15 protein-coding genes are annotated in these 20,016 nt (G+C 71.0%); 8 read left to right on the forward strand and 7 right to left on the reverse strand.

Features of this window, described 5'->3' with window-relative positions; genetic code table 11:
- Positions 1-130: 130 nt before the first annotated feature.
- On the reverse strand, positions 131-1,273 hold the full coding sequence (locus tag ACIBKX_RS28305) for a PP2C family protein-serine/threonine phosphatase (RefSeq protein WP_363275589.1): 1,143 nt from the start codon (positions 1,271-1,273) through the stop codon (positions 131-133).
- A 320-nt stretch (positions 1,274-1,593) separates the two neighbouring features.
- On the opposite strand from ACIBKX_RS28305, the gene ACIBKX_RS28310 reads away from it, so the two are divergent.
- The 7 genes from ACIBKX_RS28310 (at position 1,594) to ACIBKX_RS28340 (ending at position 7,849) form a co-directional block, all read left to right on the forward strand.
- Complete coding sequence (locus tag ACIBKX_RS28310) at positions 1,594-2,019, forward strand: hypothetical protein (RefSeq protein ID WP_363275590.1); 426 nt, start codon at positions 1,594-1,596, stop codon at positions 2,017-2,019.
- Between the two features lie 211 nt (positions 2,020-2,230).
- The gene (locus tag ACIBKX_RS28315) at positions 2,231-3,112 is read left to right on the forward strand and encodes an SGNH/GDSL hydrolase family protein (protein WP_363275593.1); all 882 of its coding nucleotides are present in this window, start codon (positions 2,231-2,233) and stop codon (positions 3,110-3,112) included.
- Between the two features lie 119 nt (positions 3,113-3,231).
- A complete protein-coding gene (locus tag ACIBKX_RS28320; RefSeq protein ID WP_363275594.1) occupies positions 3,232-4,167 on the forward strand; it encodes an NAD(P)-binding domain-containing protein in 936 nt (311 codons plus the stop codon).
- Between the two features lie 70 nt (positions 4,168-4,237).
- Positions 4,238-4,609 (forward strand): VOC family protein, encoded by a 372-nt coding sequence (locus tag ACIBKX_RS28325; protein ID WP_363275595.1) that lies wholly within the window; start codon positions 4,238-4,240, stop codon positions 4,607-4,609.
- A 57-nt stretch (positions 4,610-4,666) separates the two neighbouring features.
- Positions 4,667-5,059 carry a MerR family transcriptional regulator gene (locus tag ACIBKX_RS28330; protein WP_363275597.1) on the forward strand — a complete coding sequence of 131 codons (393 nt, stop codon included), beginning with the start codon at positions 4,667-4,669 and terminating at the stop codon, positions 5,057-5,059.
- Positions 5,060-5,094: 35 nt separating this feature from the next.
- The gene (gene trxA, locus ACIBKX_RS28335; protein WP_363275599.1) at positions 5,095-5,439 is read left to right on the forward strand and encodes a thioredoxin; all 345 of its coding nucleotides are present in this window, start codon (positions 5,095-5,097) and stop codon (positions 5,437-5,439) included.
- Between the two features lie 151 nt (positions 5,440-5,590).
- Positions 5,591-7,849: a helicase gene (locus tag ACIBKX_RS28340; protein ID WP_363275600.1), complete on the forward strand. Its 2,259-nt coding sequence runs from the start codon at positions 5,591-5,593 to the stop codon at positions 7,847-7,849.
- On the opposite strand, the gene glgB is transcribed toward ACIBKX_RS28340, so the two are convergent.
- The 5 genes from glgB to ACIBKX_RS28365 all read right to left on the reverse strand — a co-directional run bounded on the left by glgB (position 7,824) and on the right by ACIBKX_RS28365 (position 16,939).
- Positions 7,824-10,082 (reverse strand): 1,4-alpha-glucan branching enzyme, encoded by a 2,259-nt coding sequence (glgB, locus tag ACIBKX_RS28345; RefSeq protein WP_363275603.1) that lies wholly within the window; start codon positions 10,080-10,082, stop codon positions 7,824-7,826. The genes ACIBKX_RS28340 and glgB overlap by 26 nt on opposite strands.
- Positions 10,083-10,110: 28 nt before the next feature.
- Positions 10,111-11,523, reverse strand: coding sequence for a maltokinase (locus ACIBKX_RS28350; protein WP_363275605.1), 1,413 nt, complete (start codon positions 11,521-11,523; stop codon positions 10,111-10,113).
- 136 nt (positions 11,524-11,659) lie between these two features.
- On the reverse strand, positions 11,660-13,378 hold the full coding sequence (treS, locus tag ACIBKX_RS28355; RefSeq protein ID WP_363275606.1) for a maltose alpha-D-glucosyltransferase: 1,719 nt from the start codon (positions 13,376-13,378) through the stop codon (positions 11,660-11,662).
- Positions 13,375-15,462, reverse strand: coding sequence for an alpha-1,4-glucan--maltose-1-phosphate maltosyltransferase (locus tag ACIBKX_RS28360; protein WP_363275607.1), 2,088 nt, complete (start codon positions 15,460-15,462; stop codon positions 13,375-13,377). The genes treS and ACIBKX_RS28360 overlap by 4 nt, the downstream gene beginning before the upstream one ends.
- Positions 15,463-15,724: 262 nt before the next feature.
- The gene (locus ACIBKX_RS28365) at positions 15,725-16,939 is read right to left on the reverse strand and encodes a S8 family peptidase (RefSeq protein WP_363275609.1); all 1,215 of its coding nucleotides are present in this window, start codon (positions 16,937-16,939) and stop codon (positions 15,725-15,727) included.
- A gap of 342 nt (positions 16,940-17,281) precedes the next feature.
- Here ACIBKX_RS28365 and ACIBKX_RS28370 point away from each other — a divergent pair, with 342 nt between their 5' ends.
- Positions 17,282-17,743 carry a nuclear transport factor 2 family protein gene (locus tag ACIBKX_RS28370; RefSeq protein WP_363275611.1) on the forward strand — a complete coding sequence of 154 codons (462 nt, stop codon included), beginning with the start codon at positions 17,282-17,284 and terminating at the stop codon, positions 17,741-17,743.
- A 4-nt stretch (positions 17,744-17,747) separates the two neighbouring features.
- Here the strand turns inward: ACIBKX_RS28370 and ACIBKX_RS28375 are convergent, their stop codons facing one another.
- A complete protein-coding gene (locus tag ACIBKX_RS28375; RefSeq protein WP_363275613.1) occupies positions 17,748-19,991 on the reverse strand; it encodes a protein kinase in 2,244 nt (747 codons plus the stop codon).
- Between the last annotated feature and the right edge of the window lie 25 nt (positions 19,992-20,016).

Here is a 20,016-nt window from a genome sequence, read left to right on the forward strand (position 1 = left end):
GTCTCCCCCTGGGCTTCCGAGAAGGCGCAGCTTGCCGTCTCCTGTCACGCCGCGTAGCCGCTTGCCGGTAAGTGACCGATTGTGATGATCGCAGGCCACGACGGATCGGAAAGGGGGATGAGGGTGTCCGTCACTGCGAGCGCAGCGGTGGCTGCCTGTCCTCGTTCTCGGGCAAGGTCTCGTTCTTGGTCTCGGCCTCCGGCGCGGGAGCGGGCGCGGGACCGGGCACCCCGCCGAGCAGGCCCACGGTGGGCTGCACGAGGAGCAGGGTCAGGTCGTCGTCCGCGCGGCGGGCGGTGTGCCGGCGGAACAGGTTCAGGAGGCCGTCGAGTGCCTCGCTGACGGAGGGTGCGGAGAGCGCGGCCTTGACGCGGTGGTCGAGAGGGAACATGGCGCCCCGGGCGTCACGGGCCTCGGTGAGCCCGTCGGTGTAGAACAGCAGCCGCTGTTCGGGGCCGAGTGTGGCCCTCTGCAGACAGGGTTGTGGCGACAGGCCCAGGGGCGGGGACGGGCTCGGTGGTTCCAGCGGTTCCAGGCGGCGCCCCGTACGCAGCGGAGCCGGGTGGCCGCAATTGACCAGGCGGACTTCACCGGGCACGAAGTCGGCGAGGAGCAGGGTCACGAAGTCCTCGTCGCCCAGGTCGCCTTGGACGCGGAGGTCGAGCGTACGGGCGAGACGGACGAGGTCGGGCTCGGTCGCCGCGCTCTGCCGGAAGGCGCACACCACGGCCGTGCTGATCCGGACCGCGTCCACGCCGTGTCCCCGTACGTCCCCGAGGACGAGCCGAGGACCGGCGGCGGTGAGCGTGACGTCGTACAGATCGCCGCCGAGCAGGGCGCCCTCGGTGGCGGAGTCGGTGTGCACGGCCAGCGCGAGGCCCCCGATCTCGGCGGGCAGCGGCCGTGCGTGGGCCCGTTGGGCCAGCTCGGCGATGCGGGTCATCCGGGCCAGCGCGGCCTCGCAGGACGTACGCGTGTGGGCCATCAGGACCGCCCACAGGCCGACGACGGCCACGAACGGGACGGACATCGCGTGGTCGGGCGTGACGGGCCACGGATCCACGGTGCCTCTCGCACCCAGAAGCGCCACGGCGAGGAGGACCGCCAGCGCGGTGAGAAGGGCTGTGGCCCGAACGGTCAGCCGGTAGGCGGCGAACAGCGGCCCGCAGACCAGCAGCCCCGGGAACAGGACCACCGGGTAGGCGGCGGCACCTATCGCGACGGTTGCCTCGACCATTCCCGCCACCAGCAGCCACCCATGCCTCGAGCGCACGCACGCCTCCCCAACGCCGCCCCTTCTCGGGGCGCCGGAACCTCCGACCCTCTCAGAAACGGCACGCACAGAGAGTCAGTTTGACGCTATTGGTCACCCAGCGTGCAAGGGCGTACTACGTGCGTCACGCATGCTGCGGTCGGGCGGCCGCTCCGTCGTCCGGTCCCCGCCGACGTGGTCGATACGATCAAGGCGGGCACGGGTGGTGCCACGGGGAAGGGGGCGTTCATGGCGGCCGAGCCGGGCGGCGACGTGTGACGGGGGATCAGGACGGCGATGGCGCCTGCGTTGCCTGTGGGCTTGCGGACGGCAGTATTTCGTTGCCCGGCGGCACCCTGCTCCGTACCGCCCACTGGACCGTCGAGCACTGCGTCGGGCCCCTGGGTGTCGGGACCCTGATCGTCAAGCCGCTGCGGCACCTCACCGGCGTACACGAACTCGAAGGCGGGGAAGCCGTCGAGCTCGGGCCCCTGCTGGAGAAGGTGACTTCCGCGCTGCGGGCCGTCTTCGGCCGTGACTGCGAACAGGTCTATGTGTGTCTGTGGTCCCACGCCGGGCGCGTACCCGGGCACATTCACTTCGTCGTGCAGCCCGCCCTCACCCGGGACATCGAGCGGTACGGCGATGTGTACGGGCCCGTCCTGCAGATGGCCATGCTCGAGGACCGCGTGGCGCCCGAGCCGAGTGCCGTCGAGGAGTTCTGCGGGCGCGTGCGGGGCGTGCTGCGTGGTGATTCCGCCATCTAGGTGGATGCGTGTGCCGACTGTTGACTGTTTTTCAAACCTGCCAGTAACTTCAGCGTTGCACTAATGAAACACCCGCCACAGCAAGCCTGTTGGTGGGTGTGGCCTGCTCAGCTGCCTACTGCTCGGCTCGCTCTTCGGCTTGTTTCTCGGCCCGTTCCTCGGCCCGCTCCTCTCCGGGACTGACCCCCCATCGGATCAAAGGAGATTCCAGATGGTGATCCGCCGTGCCCGCACGCTGCGGCTGGCAGCCGCTGTCGCCGCCGCCGGTACCGCCGCCCTGGGGCTCGCCGCCCCCGCGCAGGCCACCGCGCCCGAGCCGCTCGACTACGTAGCCCTCGGGGACAGTTTCAGCGCCGCGTCCGGCGTACTGCCCCTCGACCCCTCCGCCCCGCTCCCCTGCGCGCGCTCCACCAAGAACTACCCGCACGTCGTCGCCGCCGCCACCGGCGCCAAGCTCACCGACGTGACCTGCGGCGGGGCCCAGACCAAGGACTTCACCGAGTCGCAGTACCCCGGCGTCGCCCCGCAACTCGACGCGGTCGACGCCGACACCGACCTCGTGACGCTGACCATCGGCGGCAACGACAACAACACCTTCATCAGCGCGATCGTCGCCTGCGGCACCGCCGGTGTGCTCTCCGGCGGCAAGGGCAGCCCCTGCAAGGACACCAACGGGGACAGCTTCGTCAAGCAGATCGACGCCAACACCTACCCCGCGCTCAAGGCCTCCCTCGGCGCCATCAAGGCCAAGGCCCCGGACGCCCGCGTCGCGATCCTCGGCTACCCGTGGATCCTCCCCGCCAAGTACGACCCGAGCTGCTTCCTGAAGATGCCGGTCGCCGAGGGAGACGTGCCCTATCTGCGCGACCTTCAGACCCACCTGAACAAGGCCGTGCAGCGCGCGGCCTCCGAGACGGGTGCCACGTATGTGGACATGGCCGCCGCTTCGGAGGGACGCGACGCCTGTGCGCCCGGAGGGACGCGATGGATGGAGCCGATGCTCTTCGGGACCAACTTCGTTCCGGTGCACCCCAATGCCCTCGGCGAGGCCGGCATGGCCGAGCAGTTGATGGGGGCGCTCGACCTCAAGTGACCCGTCGTGGCGATGAGTCGGCCACGGGTGCGTCAACTTCCCATGCTTACCTCTTGGTTAGTACCTGACTAATTAGTCCGTACTTGTGGCGGAGTCGGCGAGCGCCAAGCATGGTCGGCATGACGAACCAGAGCCGAACGGCTCCTTCCGCTTCTCCTGACCCTGCTACTTCTTCTCCTTCCGCTTCCGTCACCGTTCTCGGGCTCGGTGCCATGGGGAGGGCCCTCGCCGGGGCCTTCCTCGCGGCCGGGCATCCCACCACCGTCTGGAACCGCACGCCCGGCAAGGGCGAGGACCTCGTCGAGCGCGGCGCCATCAGGGCCGCCACCGCCGCCGAGGCCGTCCGCGCCTCGGACGTCGTGGTGGTCTGCCTCTACGACTACGAGGTCTCGCAGGCCGTACTCGGCCCGATCGCCGAAGAGTTCTCCGGCCGCGTCCTCGTCAACCTCACCTCCGACACCCCGGAGCGCTCCCGCGAGGCCGCCGCCTGGGCCGCCGAGCACGGGATCGACTACCTGGACGGCGCCATCATGGTTCCCGTCACGGTGATCGGCAGAGAGGGGGCGCTCCTCTTCCACAGCGGTCCGCGGTCCGCGTTCGAGCGGCACGAGGGCACCCTCAAGGCGCTCGGCGGGAAGACCGTGTACCTCGGGGAGGACCACGGACTCGCCGCCGTCTACGACAACGCGCTGCTCGACTTCTTCTGGACCGGCATGTACGGGCTCGTGCACGCCTTCGCGCTGGCCGGCGCGGACGGCGTGAAGGGCACGGATCTCGCCCCCTATCTGACCGATCTGCTGGCGATCTTCCCGCCCTCCATCGCGGAGACCGCCCGCGAGGTCGACTCCGGCGACTATCCCGGCGAGCAGGCCCCGCTGGTCACGGAGGCCGCCAACGTCGACCACATCATCCACGCCTCCGAGCACCGGGGCCTGGACGTGCGCGCCCTGGGCGGCATCAAGGCCGCCCTGGACACGGCCATCGCCAAGGGGTACGGCGCGAACGGCTGGACCGCCGTCATCGAGGCCCTGCGCCCCGCCGCTCCGCGGGCCTGAACGACAGGCGGGCCCTGCCCCCGTCGGCGTACGGTGAAGGAGACGGCAGCCACAGGGCAGGAGCGGCACCATGGCCGGTGAACCGAGCTTCTTCGAGATCGGCGTCGAGGACCCGGAGCGGGGGCGGGCCTTCTACGGAGAGCTGCTGGGCTGGTCCTTCGTGCCGGGGCCGTCGGGGCAGGGCTATGTGATCGACACCCCCGGAGTCCCCGGCGGCATGCACGGCGGCGACCCGGGAGCCTCGCCCTACCTCTTCTTCAAGGTCGACGACATGGACACCGCCCTCGCCGGCGTCATCAAGCTGGGCGGCACGGTCGAGGCGCCGATCGGCGGGGACGACGGGGACGACGGGGAGTCAGCCGTCGCCTTCGGACGCTTCCGGCTCTGCCGCGACGACCAGGGCTCCGTCTTCGGACTCCACCAGCCGCCGCCCGCCGGCTGACCCCGCCCGGAGCCCGTGCTGGCCTTGACGCCCACGTCAAGGATTACCGTCGTACGCATGCGCATCGGCGAACTTGCGGAGCGGGTCGGCACCACCACGCGGACCCTTCGGTACTACGAGTCACGGGGGCTGCTGCCCGCACGGCGCAGCGGCAACGGCTATCGCACCTACGACGAGGACGACGTACGCCTCCTGGAGCAGATCAGGACCCTCCAGGACTTCGGGTTCGACCTGGAGGAGACGCGGCCCTTCGTGGAGTGTCTGCGCTCCGGTCATCCGGCGGGCGACTCCTGCCCGGCCTCGCTCGACGTGTACCGCCGCAAGCTCGGTGAACTCGACGCGCTGATCGCCGAGTTGACGGCGGTGCGGGAGCAGGTCGGGGCGCAGCTGGTGCGCGCCGAGGCGGCGGTTCCGGGCGGTCCGGAGCCCCGTTGCGAAGTCACGGGATGACGTGACGGGACGAGCGGAACGAGGGAGCGGGGAGCATGTCGAATTTCAAGGTGGAGGGCGTGGCCCAGGTGACGGACGCCGACTTCGAGGGTGAGGTCCTGAAGTCGGACATGCCGGTGCTCGTGGAGTTCGGCGCCGAGTGGTGCGGGCCGTGCCGGCAGCTCGGTCCGGTGCTCGGGGAGATCTCGCGGGAGGAGGCGGACCGGCTGAAGGTCGTACAGCTGGACGTGGACCACAACCAGCGGACCGCGATCGCGTACAACGTGCTCTCGGTGCCGTCCCTGATCGTGTTCCGGGGCGGTGAGCCGGTGAAGTCGATGGTCGGCGCGCGGCCCAAGCGCAGGCTGCTCGCGGAGCTGGCCGAGGCCGAGGTGCTCTGACCTCGCAGGCGGACAAAGAAATACCCCGGACGAATTGACGTCCGGGGTATTTCTCTGCGTATATTGGATTCTTTCGCGAAGCCCTGCCCAAATAGGCATTGCGGCATCACGGGAATCTGTATAAGAGCACTGTAACTGGCGAGGGGCTGAATTGTCAACCGAGGAATTGCGGGAAGAGCAGCAATTCGTCTCCGGGCTGTACGCGCGCCTCGACGCGCTGCGCGAGGAGGCCGAGGCCGCCGTGCAGTCATCGTTGTCGCAGGTGGGCAACGGTCTGCAGGCGCGGCTTGAGCGTGATGTGCTGGTGGCCGAGCAGTCCGGGCTGCTGGCCGCCTTCAACTCAGGGGAGAACGGGCTCTGCTTCGGGCGGCTCGAATTCCGCGACGGCCGTGACCATCACATCGGGCGGATCGGAATCCGCGCGTCCGACACCGAACGCACCCCACTCGTGATCGACTGGCGTGCCGATGTCGCACGCCCCTTCTATCTCGCGACCGGTCATACGCCGATGGGCCTGCGCAGGCGCCGGCACATCACCACCGTGGGCCGCGAGGTCACGGCCCTGCACGACGAGATCCTCGACCTCGGCGACACCACCCGCACCGGCCACGAGGGCGCGGACGCCGACGAGGTGCTGCTCGCCGCGCTCGACTCGGCGCGCACCGGCCGCATGCACGACATCGTGCAGACCATCCAGGCGGAGCAGGACCGGATCATCCGCGCCCCGCACCGGGGTGTGCTGGTGGTCGAGGGCGGGCCCGGCACCGGCAAGACGGTCGTGGCGCTGCACCGTGCCGCGTTCCTGCTGTACGCCCACCGCGAGCTGCTCGCCAAGCGCGCCGTCCTGATCGTCGGCCCGAACCCCGCCTTCCTCGGCTACATCAGCGAGGTGCTGCCCGCGCTCGGTGAGACGGGCGTGCTGCTCTCCACGGTCGGTGAGCTGTTCCCCGGCGTGACCGCGACCGGCGTCGACAGCCCCGAGGCCGCCGAGGTGAAGGGCCGCGCGGAGATGGCGGACGTGCTAGCCGCCGCCGTCCGCGACCGGCAGCGGACCCCGGAGCCGGGCGCCCCGCTGATCATCCCGCACGACGACGGCGACCTGATCCTGGACTGGACGATCGCCACCGAGGCGCGCGAGGCGGCCCGCGACGCGGACGTCCCGCACAACCTGGGCCGCCCGCACTTCGCCTTCCGCGTCATCGACACCCTCACCGAGCAGCTCGCCGAGCGCATCGGCGCGGACCCCTACGGCGGCCCCAACTTCCTCGGCCCCGACGACATCGCCCAGCTCGGCAAGGCGATCGCCGCGAGCCCCGAAGTGCACGCGGCCATCGAGGAGTTGTGGCCGACGCTCACCCCGGAGGGTTTCCTCACGGACTTCCTGGAGGACCCCGTCCAGCTGTCCGAGGAGGACGCGCGCCTGGTGCGCCGCCCGCGCGGCGCCCCCTGGACGACCGCCGACGTCCCGCTGCTCGACGAGGCCGCCGAACTGCTCGGCAACGACGACAGCGCGGCGCGGGCGATGGCGGAGGCCGAGCGGGCCAAACAGATCGCTTACGCGCAGGGCGTTCTTGACGTGTCGTACGCGTCCCGTACGTACGAATTCGAGGACAAGGACGACGAGGAGTCGGAGGTGCTGCTCGCGCACGACATCATCGACGCCGAGCGGATGGCCGAGCGCCAGGAGGAGGCCGACCACCGCAGCGCCGCCGAGCGCGCGGCGGCCGACCGCACCTGGGCCTTCGGCCACATCATCGTCGACGAGGCGCAGGAGCTTTCGGCGATGGCCTGGCGGCTCCTGATGCGGCGCTGCCCGACCCGTTCGATGACCCTGGTCGGCGATCCCGCGCAGACGGCGGAGGCGGGCGGCTGCGGCTCCTGGGAGCGGATCCTCTCGCCGTACGTCGAGGACCGCTGGGAGTACACCCGGCTCGGGGTCAACTACCGCACCCCGGTGGAGATCATGGACGTGGCGGCCGAGGTGCCGCGCACCGAGGACCCCGGCTTCCGGCCGCCGAGTTCGGTGCGGTCCACGGGTGTACGGCCCTGGGCGCTGGCCACGGAGGATCTGCCCGCCGCGCTCGCGGACACGGTCGCAGCCGAGAGCCGCGACGAGGGCCGCCTCGCGGTCGTCGCCCCGCGCGAACTGCATGCGGACCTCGCGGCGAAGCTGCCCGACGTGACGGCGGGCGAGGCCCCCGACCTGACCCGCCCGGTCGTCCTGCTCGACCCGCGTCAGGCGAAGGGCCTGGAGTTCGACACGGTCCTCGTCGTCGAGCCCGCGCGCTACGGGACGAGCGATCTGTACGTCGCCCTGACGCGGGCCACACAGCGCCTCGGGGTGCTGCACACGGAGGGGCTGCCGGAGATCCTGTCGGCGGTCCTCACACCGGCCGCAGCCACACCGTAGCCAGCGGCGGCAGGGTCAGGCGCAGGGATGCGGGGCGGCTGTGCGACGGGACCGGCTCCGGCTTCAGGGGGTCGGGGTTGGTCACGTCGCCGCCGCCGTACAGCGCCGCGTCCGTGTTCAGGACCTCGCGCCAGGCGGCGATCTCCTCCGGGACGCCGAGCCGGTACTCGTGCCGCACGACGGGTGAGAAGTGCGAGACGGCGAGGAGCGGGGAGCCGTCCCTGTCGAAGCGCAGGAAGGCGAAGACGTTGTCCTCCGCCACGTCGCCCTCGACCCAGGCGAAGCCGCCGGGGTCGGTGTCCCGCTGCCACAGGGACGGCTCGCGGCGGTAGACGGTGTTCAGATCGCGTACGAGGTCGCGCACGCCCCGGTGGTCGGGCTCGGCCCCGTACGCCGGGTCCAGCAGCCACCAGTCGGGCCCGTGGCTCTCCGCCCACTCGGCGCCCTGCGCGAACTCCTGCCCCATGAACAGGAGTTGCTTGCCCGGGTGGGCCCACATGAAGCCCAGGTACGCGCGGTGGTTGGCCCGCTGCTGCCACCAGTCGCCCGGCATCTTCGACACCAGCGACTGCTTGCCGTGCACGACCTCGTCGTGCGAGATCGGCAGGACGTAGTTCTCGCTGTACGCGTACACCATCGAGAACGTCATCTCGTTGTGGTGGTACTTGCGGTGCACCGGCTCATGGCTGACGTAGCCGAGCGAGTCGTGCATCCAGCCCATGTTCCACTTCAGGCCGAAGCCGAGCCCGCCGAAGCCGCCGGGGCCCTGGTGGTGCGTCGCGCGGGTCACGCCGTCCCACGCCGTGGACTCCTCGGCGATCGTGACGACGCCGGGGGCGCGGCGGTAGACGGTGGCGTTCATCTCCTGGAGGAAGGCGACCGCGTCCAGGTTCTCCCGGCCGCCGTGCGCGTTCGGGGTCCATTCGCCGTTCTCGCGCGAGTAGTCGAGATAGAGCATGGAGGCGACCGCGTCGACCCGCAGGCCGTCGATGTGGAACTCCTCGCACCAGTAACTGGCGTTCGCCACCAGGAAGTTGCGGACCTCCTTGCGGCCGAAGTCGAACTCCAGGGTTCCCCAGTCCGGGTGCGCTGCCCGCGACGGGTCCTCGTGCTCGTACAGCGTCCGTCCGTCGAACTCTGCGAGCGCCCAGTCGTCGCGCGGGAAGTGCGCGGGAACCCAGTCCATCAGGACGCCGATGCCCGCCCGGTGCAGTGCGTCCACGAGGTACTTGAAGTCGTCGGGCGTGCCGAGCCGGGCTGTCGGGGCGTAGAAGCCGGTGACCTGATAGCCCCAGGACCCGCCGAAGGGGTGTTCCGCCACGGGCATCAGCTCTACGTGCGTGAAGCCCAGGTCGGCGACGTACGCGGGCAGTTGCTCGGCCAGCCGGCGGTACGTCAGGCCCGGTCGCCAGGACGCCAGATGGACCTCGTACACGGAGAGCGGCGCCTCATGGACGGGGAGATCGGCGCGGTGCGCCAGCCACTCCTGGTCGTGCCACTCGTGGTGCGACTCGTGCACGATCGACGAGTTCGCGGGCGGCGCCTCCGTGCGGCGGGCGAGCGGGTCGGCGCGCAAGGTCGTCGAGCCGTCCGGCCGGGTGATCGCGAACTTGTACAGCTCGCCCTCGCCGACCGACGGCACGAAGAGCTCCCACACACCGCTGCCGCCGAGCGACCGCATCGGGAATCCGGTGCCGTCCCAGAAGTTGAAGTTCCCCACCACGCGCACGCCCCGCGCGTTCGGCGCCCACACCGTGAACCGGGTCCCGGTCGCCCCCTCGTGCACCATCGGCCGCGCACCGAGCGCCTGCCACAGCTGCTCGTGCCGCCCCTCGCCGATCAGATGCAGGTCGAACTCGCCGAGCGCGGGCAGGAAACGGTACGCGTCATGGATCTCCAGCTCCGCGTCCTCGTACGCGACGCGCAGCCGGTAGTCGTCGGGGATCTCCCGCAGCGGCAGCACCCCGGAGAAGAACCCGTCGCCGTCGTCGTGCAGTTCGGCCCGCAGATCCCTGGCCACGACGGTGACGGACAGCGCGTACGGCCGCAGTGTGCGGAACGCAATGCCCTCCCGCACGGTGTGCGCGCCGAGGACCGAGTGCGGGTCGTGGTGCGTGCCGGCCAGGAGGCGCTCGCGGGCGGCGCGGGGCACGGGGGACGTGGGCCGTCCCCGCTTCTTCTTCTGCGTCTGCCGGGGCGGCTGCGGCTTGCGCGGCTGGGAGCGGGGAGTCACGGGGGAGGCCTCCTCGGCGATGGCGGGGTCAGCGGTCTTCGGTGGCGGAGCCGTTCGTGGCGAGGCGGTGGATCGCGGCGAGGGGTACGGGCAGCCAGTCGGGGCGGTGGCGGGCCTCGTAGACCGCCTCGTACACCGCCTTGTCCGTCTCGTAGGCGCGCAGGACGACGGGATCGGTACGGGGATCGCGGCCGGACGCCTCCGCGTATCCCACGCAGTACGCGGCCCGGCAGCCGCCCGCCCACTCCGGGGCCCAGGGCTCCGCCGAGCGCGCCGCGTAGTCGAAGGACCGGAGCATGCCCGCCACATCGCGCGCCACCGGCTGCGGCAGCCTGCGCTCGGCCAGCGGACGCGAGGGCTCGCCCTCGAAGTCGATGAGCGACCACTCCCCGTCGGGCGACCGCAGACACTGCCCCAAGTGCAGGTCGCCGTGGACGCGTTGGGCCGACCAGACCGTCCCCTCGGCGGCCAGCGCGGCCAGTGCCTGGTACGCCGTGTGCAGGGCGTCGGCGTACGGAAGCAGCGCGGGCACCGCCTTGACCGCGGCGTCGAGCCGCTCCGCCATGCCCTCGGCGATCAGCTCCACCTGCGCGCGGCCCAGCGTGACGGGCGGCAGCGCCCGGGCGAGCGCCAGATGCACCTCGGCGGTCGCGCGGCCGAGCGCCCGCGCCTCGTCGGTGAAGTCCTGCCCCTTGGACAGCTCCCGCAGCGCCAGCTCCCAGCCGTCGGCCGTGCCGTGCAGATAGGGCTGGAGCACGCCGAGTACGTTCACCTCGTCGGCGCCGTCCGCGAGCAGCCAGGCGGCGGGTGCGGGGACCCGCGCGCAGCCCTCGCGGGAGAGCAGCAGCGGCAGCTCCAGGTCCGGGTTGACGCCGGGGACGATGCGGCGGAACAGCTTCAGGATGAGCGTGTCGCCGTACACGAGCGAGGAGTTGGACTGCTCGGCGCCGAGCGCGCGCGGGACGAGATTCCCGGGGATGTTCCGTCGCGCGTCCCGCTCGAAGCGCAGTGTGCCGACACGGGCCCGCATCCGCAGCGCTTCGAGGAGGAAGTCGGCCGGGCGGGGGTCGTGCAGTGCCTCGTACACGGTGAAGCCGGTGAGCGGTCCCGCCGTGACATGGCCGATCAGCGCGGGCGCGAGGCGCGGGGGCAGCTCGCGGCGCACACCGAGCAGGAGCTGATAGCAGTCGGCGGGCTGCGCCGCGGTGCCGCCGCCCGGCCCCGGCACCTGCGGCTGCCGCACCCGTATCAAGAGGTGCAGCAGGCCCAACCGGGATGCGGGAGGCAGCAGTTCGGTCGCCGTGACCAGGTCGAAGCCCGTGATCGGTCGGCCCTTGCCCGCGAACCAGCGCTGGCGCGGCAGCCAGCCGCGCAGGAGCGGATCGAGCGAGGCGAGCAGCGCGTCCGTGGTGATGCCCGGGCGGGTGACGGCTTCCGACATGGCGTCGCGTCCTTTCCGCGGTGCGGACAAGGGAGAGTGCGGGAGTGCCGGTCGTGCGGGAGTGCCGGTTGTGCGGGGAGAGTGCCCAGGGCGGGGCGGTGGAAACCGCCCCGCGCCGGTGTCGCAGGGGTGGAGCCTACGCCGGGTCCGTGCGCAGCCGGAACCAGTAGAAGCCGTGGCCCGCCAGAGTCAGCAGGTACGGCAGTTCACCGATGGCCGGGAAGCGCACCCCGCCGATCAGCTCCACCGGGTGGCGGCCGTTGAAGGACTGCAGATCGAGTTCCGTGGGCTGTGCGAACCGCGAGAAGTTGTGCACGCACAGCACGAGATCGTCCCCTTCTTCCGCCGATGGAGGGGCCTCACGGAGGAACGCGAGCACCGCCGGGTTGGACGACGGCAGTTCCGTGTAACTCCCCAGTCCGAACGCCGGGTTCTGCTTGCGGATCTCGATCATCCGGCGCGTCCAGTGCAGCAGCGATGACGGCGACGACATCGACGCCTCGACGTTCGTGACCTGGTAGCCGTAGACCGGATCCATGATCGTCGGGAGGTAGAGCCGGCCCGGATCGCAGGACGAGAAGCCCGCGTTGCGGTCGGGCGTCCACTGCATCGGCGTACGCACCGCGTCCCGGTCGCCGAGCCAGATGTTGTCGCCCATGCCGATCTCGTCGCCGTAGTAGAGGATCGGCGATCCGGGGAGCGACAGGAGCAGGGCGGTGAACAGCTCGATCTGGTTGCGGTCGTTGTCGAGCAGCGGGGCGAGGCGCCTGCGGATCCCGATGTTGGCGCGCATCCGCGGGTCCTTGGCGTACTCCGCGTACATGTAGTCGCGCTCTTCGTCCGTGACCATCTCCAGCGTCAACTCGTCGTGGTTGCGCAGGAAGATGCCCCACTGGCAGCCGGACGGGATGGCCGGGGTCTTGGCGAGGATCTCCGAGACGGGGTAGCGCGATTCGCGGCGCACGGCCATGAAGATGCGCGGCATGACGGGGAAGTGGAACGCCATGTGGCATTCGTCGCCGCCGTCCTGGAAGTCGCCGAAGTAGTCGACGACGTCCTCGGGCCACTGATTGGCCTCGGCGAGCAGCACCGTGTCCGGGTAATGCGCGTCGATCTCCGCGCGGACCCGCTTGAGCAGGGCGTGCGAGCGGGGCAGGTTCTCGCAGTTGGTGCCCTCCTCCGCGAAGAGATAGGGCACGGCGTCCAGGCGGAATCCGTCGATGCCGAGGTCGAGCCAGAACCGCAGCGCCGAGATGATCTCCTCCTGGACGGCCGGGTTCTCGTAGTTGAGGTCCGGCTGGTGGGAGAAGAAGCGGTGCCAGAAGTACTGCTTGCGCACCGGGTCGAAGGTCCAGTTGGACGCCTCGGTGTCGACGAAGATGATGCGGGCGTCCTGGTACTGCTTGTCGTCGTCCGCCCAGACGTAGTAGTCGCCGTACGGCCCGTCCGGGTCCGTCCGTGACGCCTGGAACCACGGGTGCTGATCGCTGGTGTGGTTCATGACGAAGTCGATGATCACGCGCATGCCGCGCTGGTGCGCGGAGTCCACGAACTCCACGAAGTCGGCGAGATCGCCGAACTCCGGGAGTACGGCGGTGTAGTCCGACACGTCGTAACCACCGTCCCGCAACGGGGACTTGAAGAACGGCGGCAGCCACAGGCAGTCGACGCCCAGCCACTGCAGATAGTCCAGTTTGGCGGTGATGCCCTTGAGGTCGCCGATGCCGTCGCCGTTGCTGTCCTGGAAGGAACGGACGAGGACCTCGTAGAACACGGCGCGTTTGAACCACTCGGGGTCGCGGTCCTTCGCCGGTGTGTCCTCGAAGGTGTCCGGGACGGGCTCGTTGACGATCATGGTGTGGGTGACCCTCCGATCAGCGGTGAGGACGGTCGCAGGACGAGGATGTGCGCGGGCGCGCGGCCCGGCTCCAGGCGCACATAGTTGGTCCTGCCCCAGTGGTAGGTCTCGCCGGTGAGCTCGTCGCGCACCGGCACGGTCTCGTGCCGGTCGAGGCCGAGTTCCGGCATGTCCAACGAGACCGTCGCCTCCTGGGTGTGGTGGGGGTCGAGGTTGACGACCACCAGAACCGTGTTCGAGCCGTTCGTGTCCCTGACCGTCTTCGAGTACGCGATCACCGCCTCCTGGTCGGTGGAGTGGAAGTGCAGGTCACGCAGTTGGCGCAGGGCGGGGTTGGCTCGCCGTGCGCGGTTCAGCGTGGTGATGAGGGGTGCGATGGTGGCGCCGGATGCCGCGGCCGATGCCCAGTCCCGCGGCCGCAGTTGGTACTTCTCCGAGTTCAGATACTCCTCGCTGTCCGCCCGGAGCGGGGTGTTTTCGCACAGTTCGTATCCGCTGTAGACGCCCCACGTCGGGGAGAGGGTCGCGGCGAGCACGGCGCGCACCTCGAAGGCGGGGCGGCCGCCGTTCTGCAGATACGCGTGCAGGATGTCCGGGGTGTTCACGAAGAGATTGGGCCGCAGGTAATGCGCGCTTTCCTTCGCCAACTCCCTTAGATAGTCGGTGAGTTCACCCTTCCCGTTGCGCCAGGTGAAGTAGGTGTACGACTGCTGGAAGCCGATCGCGGCCAGCGTGCGCAGCATCGCGGGGCGGGTGAAGGCCTCCGCCAGGAAGATGACGTCGGGGTCGGTGCGGGCGATGTCGGCGAGCACCTCGTCCCAGAAGACGACGGGTTTGGTGTGTGGATTGTCCACGCGGAAGATACGCACGCCGTGGTCCATCCAGAACCGCAGCAGGCGTACGGTCTCGGCGACCAGGCCCGGCATGTCGCGGTCGAAGGCCAGCGGGTAGATGTCCTGGTACTTCTTCGGCGGATTCTCGGCGTACGCGATGGTGCCGTCGGCGCGGTGCGCGAACCAGTCGGGGTGCTTGTCCACCCACGGGTGGTCGGGGGAGCACTGCAGCGCGAAGTCCAGGGCGACTTCGAGTCCCAGGTCGGCGGCCCTGTGCACGAAGTCGTCGAAGTCGTCGAGCGTCCCCAGGTCCGGGTGGACCGCGTCGTGGCCGCCCTCGGGGGAGCCGATCGCCCAGGGCACGCCGACGTCGTGTGGGCCGGGGGAGAGGGAGTTGTCCGGGCCCTTGCGGAAGGTGGTGCCGATGGGGTGGATCGGCGGCAGGTAGACGACGTCGAAGCCCATCGCGGCGATCGCGGGCAGCCGCTCGGCCGCCGTGCGGAAGGTCCCGGAGACGGGGGCCTCGCCCTCGCGGACGACCGCACCTTCCGACCTGGGGAAGAACTCGTACCAGGACCCGAACAGCGCCCGCTCCCGCTCCACGCGCAGCGGCAGCGGCTCGGACTCCGTGACGAGTTCGCGCAGCGGATACCGGGCGAGGACGGCGTCCACCTCCGGGGTGAGGGCCGCGGCGAGGCGCGCCGCGACGGGGCGTTCCGTGTCGCGCAGGGCCTCGGCGGCGGCGTGCAGGACCTTGCTTCCGGGGGACCCGGTGGCGGCGCGTTCGTGCAGCCGGGCGCCTTCCTCCAGGACGAGTTCGGTGTCGATGCCGGCCGGTATCTTGATCTGCGCGTCGTGCCGCCACTGGCTGAGGGGATCGCCCCAGGCCTCGACGGTGAACGTCCAGTCCCCCGCCGCGTCCGGGGTGACGTCCGCCCCCCACCGGTCGGTGCCGGGGGCCAGCTCGCGCATCGGGGTCCAGGGGCCGGGGCGCCCCGCGGGGTCGCGCAGCACGACATTGGCGGCGACGGCGTCGTGGCCTTCCCGGAAGACGGTGGCGCTGACCCGGAAGGTCTCGCCCACCACGGCCTTGGCGGGCCTGCGCCCGCCGTGCACGAGCGGCGCGACGTCGAGCACGGGGATCCGGCCGCGGCCCGGTGGCGCGGCCGGATCCTGCGGTGCCGCCGGGTCCTCCCGGTTCTGGGACACCTTCGTACGGGTCTTCGCCGGAGGGCGAGTTGAGGGCATGACCGCTCCTGTCCGCGTGACATGAGGTGGGGCGGATACGGGGTGTGGAGGGTTCTGCAGACTGCGTACCGGGGGAGCCTTCCCCCACCCTTCGGGTGGGCAATCCGGCGCTTTGTTAACTACTAGTGCGTAAGGCCTCATACAAGACTGGCGGCACAGTAAAAGGCCCGGAGGGCTAAATCGCGGACAGGGGCACATGCCGGGCGCAAAAAGGGACCGGCCCCGCCGCAATGGGCGGGGCCGGTCAAGGGTCCTGCGTTTTCTACGGGTTGTTCACCTGAAGCAGCTTGTTCGGGGACAGCAGGCCCGCGCCCGTCACCTTGCCGGAGGCCGCGCGGGCGGTGAGGGCCTTGCTCACCTCTGCGGGTGAGGCCGCCGCGTGGTCCGCGAGGTACAGCGCCGCCGCGCCCGCCACGTGCGGCGAGGCCATCGACGTACCGGAGATGGTGTTCTTGGCTCCGTCGCCCGTGTTCCACGCCGAGGTGATGTCCACGCCCGGTGCGAACAGGTCCAGGCTGGCTCCCCAGTTGGAGAAGCTCGCCCTGGCGTCCTTGATGTCGGTCGCGCCGACCGTGACCGCTTCCTTCACGCGGGCCGGTGAGAACAGGCTCGCGGGAAGGCCGTCGTTGCCCGCGGCCACCGTGTAAGTGACCCCGGACGCGATGGAGTTGCGGACGGCTGCATCCAGCTGCTGGTTGACCATGCCGCCGAGGCTCAGGTTGGCGACGGCCGGCTTCTTGGCGTGCTTGGTGACCCAGTCGATGCCGGCGATGACCTGCGCGGTCGTCCCCGAACCCTCGTCGTTCAGCACCCGCACACCCACGACGTCCGCCTTCTTGGCCACGCCGTAGCTCTCGCCGGCGACGGTCGCGGCGACGTGCGTGCCGTGCCCGTTGCCGTCCTGCGCCGTCGCGTCGTTGTCGATGAAGTCCCATCCGCTGCTCGCCCGGCCGCCGAAGTCCGCGTGGGTGGTGCGGATTCCGGTGTCGATGACGTATGCGGTCACGCCCTGCCCGGCCGATTCGGGCCAGGTGTAGGACTTGTCCAGCGGAAGGTCCGGCTGGTCGATCCGGTCGAGCCCCCAGGAGGGCGGATTCTTCTGGGTGTGGTCCAGGGACACCGTGCTGTCCTGGACGACGGAGGCGACCCTGGAGTCACCCGCGAGGCGCTTGGCCTCCTTCGAACCGGCCTTCACCGCATAGCCGTTGAGCGCCGTGCCGTAGGTGTGGCTGATTTTCGCGCCGTACTTGTCGGCGATGCCCTTGCCCGTCTCCGACGGGGCCTTTGTCCCTCCCTTGAGTGTGACGATGTAACTGCCGCTGACGGATCCGGGCTGTCCGGCTCCGATTATTCGCCCCAGCGGGTCCTGCGCGGGAGCGGCGTGCGCGGGCAGTGTGATGGCCGAAAGCACCGCCGCCGTGGTGACGGCGGTGACGGCTCCCGCCCACCGCAAACGCTTTGATCGCGACAAAGTCATACGCTGGCTTCCCTCCCCAACTTGACGTGCGGCCCGAGGAGTTGGACCGGTGATCTGCCGGGTCCCCCGTATCCTCCACGGGCGCCACTTGGCAGCCTCTCGTGCGCTGTGAGGCCCTACAAGACCACACGGCCGGGGGGAATCGGCCATACCTCCCGTGGGGGTGGTGTGAGGGTTGCGGCGATTTTCGGTCGAGTGCGATCGTGCGAGGCCGGTGCGGGACGCCCGGTGGGAGTTGTCGCAGGCATACGCCTGAAGTGCCGTACACCGACACCTGAATTGCCGCAGGTCGACGTCCGAAGCCCGCCAGCGCGACGCCTTCTCGGAGGTCAGGCTTGCGGCATGAAGATCCAGCACCCGGCGCCCGTGTCCGAATCCGTGGCCGTCCTCACCGCCATGTACGAGGCGGAGAGCCGCTACCTCGCCGCCGGCGGCCCCGGAAAGGCCTCCTTCGCGCTGCTCGCCCCGTACTTCGCACCGGACGTCGTCATGCACCAGGCCGAGTCCCTCCCGTACGGCGGCGTCTGGCGCGGCCACGACGGCATGGCGCGCTTCTTCGTCGCCATGGCCGAGACCTGGGAGTCCTTCGAGATCGGCGACCAGGAGTTCCTCGCGACCGGCGGCACGGTCGTCGTCCGCACCCGCGTCCGCGCCCGGGCCCGCGCCACCGGGCGCGAACTCACGTTCCCGGTGCTCCAGACGATCGCCGTGCGGGACGGGCGGATCACCGAGGTGCGGCCGTTCTACTGGGACACGGGGGAGATCGCGGCGGCCACGGGCCGGGGCCCGACGGACGAGGGCTGAGGCGTCACAGGGCGCGCCCCGAGACCATCCGGCCCTCGTCGGACTCCGCGAAGACGGCACCGCCGAGATAGAGCGGCGTGGAGAGGACGATGCCCTCCAGCTCCTTCGTGTCGGTGAGGGGCACGGACCGCCGCGTCGCGTCCTGCGGGTCGCCGCCCAGCGGCTGGCTGCGGATCTCGTAGCTGGTGACGGCGAGCAGCCGGTCCCCGGCGAGCGCGAGCGCGGTGGGGGTGCCGCCCGCAGGGAGGTCCCAGAGCTCCTTGCCGGACTTCCACGCGTACGCGGTCAGCCGGTCCGGAAGCTTGGCCGACTTGTCCTCGGCGGCGATCACCAGGACACCCTCCTTGCCGACGACGGGCGCGGTGACGGGCGCCTTGCCCGCACCGAGCGTGCGGCGGACGGCGAGGGTGGCGGGGTCCAGCTCGCGCACCCCGGCCAGATCGGGCGACCAGCACAGCAGCGCGTCGCCGTGCCCGATCAGCTCCCCGCAGCGGGGCCGGTTCACGCGCGCCTTCTCGTCGCCGTTCCTGGTCGACAGGGCGACGGCGCCGTTCCCCTCCAGCGCCGAGTACACCTTGCCGCCCCGGACGAGCAGCCCGTCGGCCTTGCCGTTGACGGTGGTCTCCCACAGCTGCCCGCCGGTCGCGGCGCGCCGGGCCCGGACCGTGGTCGTATAGGGCTCGGGCGCGGTCTGGGTGTTGAACTCGGCGGTGTACAGCACCCCGTCCGCGTACGCCACCGACACCACACCCGCGTACGCGGGGGACTTCCGCCGCCACAGTTCCCTGCCGTCCTTCAGGTCCACGCCGATCACGCCCAGTTCGCCGGGGACGAAGACACGCCGCCCGTCGCTCTCGGGAGGGCTCTCCTGGATGCCGGTCAGCTCGCCCTCGAAGCCGGGGGACTTCCAGCGGTCCTCGCCGGTCGCGGCGTCCAGGGCGGTCGCCGCGCCCCAGCCGTCGCGGCAGACGAGGAGGGACCGGGCGAGGACACAGCCGCTGCCCATGTCGTTCACGCCCTTGGGCTTCTTGCGGGACCAGGGCTTCCAGCCGTCGGGCAGCGCGGAGGGGGCGACCGCGGAGCTGCCGAGTTCTCCGGAGCGGCCCGCGTTTCCGTACGTCCTGACCACTGAGGGCGCGGCGGCCTCGGCGGGCGGCTCCGCCGGGCTGCTCTGCGGCTGCCGGGGCTGCCTCGGCTCCTCCGACGACCCGTCCGGCAGCACGACCGCCGCCACGGTCACCGCCGCTGCCGCGACCCCCGCGGCCACGACCCACGGCCAGCGGCGCCGCCGCCCGAGCTCGGGAGCCGGGCCGAAGGTGCCCGGGGCGGGCGTCGGTACGGGGGTGAACTCCGCGGCGGCGGAACGGTACTCGGCGAACAGCGCGAGCACGCCGGACGGCCAGGGAAAACCCGCGGAGCCGCTCCCGGAGTCCGCGAGCCGCTCGGCCAGCGCCTCCGGCGCCGGACGCCGGTCCGGGTCGAGGTCCAGGCACTCGGCGACGATCCCGCGCAGTTCCTCCGGGACCCCGGCCAGATCCGCGTCGCCCCGCGAGATGCGGAAGATGACCGAGGCGAACTCCGGGTCGTCGAACGGCCCGTGCCCCGTCGCCGCATGGCACAGCACCGCGCCCAGCGAGAAGACGTCGGAGGCGGGCACGACCGCGCGGGAGTCCTCGATCTGCTCCGGGGCGAGGAATCCCGGCGTACCCACAAGCATCCCGGTGGCCGTCAGCGCCGTCGCCTCGAAGGCCTGGGCGATGCCGAAGTCGATCAGGCGGGGGCCTTCGGGGGTCAGGAGTACGTTGCCGGGCTTCAGGTCACGGTGCAGGACCCGCGCACCGTGCACGGCCGCGAGCGCACGGGCGAGGCCCGCGCCCAGCGCACGGACCGCCGCGACAGGCAGCGGGCCGCACCGCGCGACCGTGTCGGCGAGGGACGGCCCCGGCACGTACTCCGTCGCCAGCCAGGGGAGTTCGGCGTCCGCGTCCCCGTCGAGCAGCGCGGCGGTGAACGGTCCCGTGACCGCGCGGGCCGCCGCCAGCTCCCGCCGGAAGCGGACCCGGAACGCGTCGTCGAGCCCCAGGTCCAGTTCCTCGCGCACGGCCTTGAGCGCCACCAGCGGCCCACCGTCCCCACTGCCGTCCCGCCGCGCGAGAAACACCTCCCCCATGCCGCCCGCGCCGATACGGGCGAGCAGCCGGTAGGGGCCGATGCGGCGGGCGGGGCCGGGTGGGAGGGGGGTCAGCAATGGGACTCCTCACTCGATGAGCGCC

The sequence above is a fragment of the Streptomyces sp. NPDC050658 genome (genome assembly GCF_044457025.1).
GTDB lineage: Bacteria > Actinomycetota > Actinomycetes > Streptomycetales > Streptomycetaceae > Streptomyces.

Coding starts and splice junctions, on each gene's coding strand:
- treS (WP_363275606.1), bottom strand. CDS start 13,378: ATGATCGTCAACGAGCCCGTCCCGGACACCTTCGAGGACACACCGGCG.
- ACIBKX_RS28320 (WP_363275594.1), top strand. CDS start 3,232: ATGACGAACCAGAGCCGAACGGCTCCTTCCGCTTCTCCTGACCCTGCT.
- ACIBKX_RS28325 (WP_363275595.1), top strand. CDS start 4,238: ATGGCCGGTGAACCGAGCTTCTTCGAGATCGGCGTCGAGGACCCGGAG.
- ACIBKX_RS28370 (WP_363275611.1), top strand. CDS start 17,282: ATGAAGATCCAGCACCCGGCGCCCGTGTCCGAATCCGTGGCCGTCCTC.
- ACIBKX_RS28350 (WP_363275605.1), bottom strand. CDS start 11,523: ATGTCGGAAGCCGTCACCCGCCCGGGCATCACCACGGACGCGCTGCTC.
- ACIBKX_RS28315 (WP_363275593.1), top strand. CDS start 2,231: ATGGTGATCCGCCGTGCCCGCACGCTGCGGCTGGCAGCCGCTGTCGCC.
- trxA (WP_363275599.1), top strand. CDS start 5,095: ATGTCGAATTTCAAGGTGGAGGGCGTGGCCCAGGTGACGGACGCCGAC.
- ACIBKX_RS28360 (WP_363275607.1), bottom strand. CDS start 15,462: ATGCCCTCAACTCGCCCTCCGGCGAAGACCCGTACGAAGGTGTCCCAG.
- ACIBKX_RS28365 (WP_363275609.1), bottom strand. CDS start 16,939: ATGACTTTGTCGCGATCAAAGCGTTTGCGGTGGGCGGGAGCCGTCACC.
- ACIBKX_RS28330 (WP_363275597.1), top strand. CDS start 4,667: ATGCGCATCGGCGAACTTGCGGAGCGGGTCGGCACCACCACGCGGACC.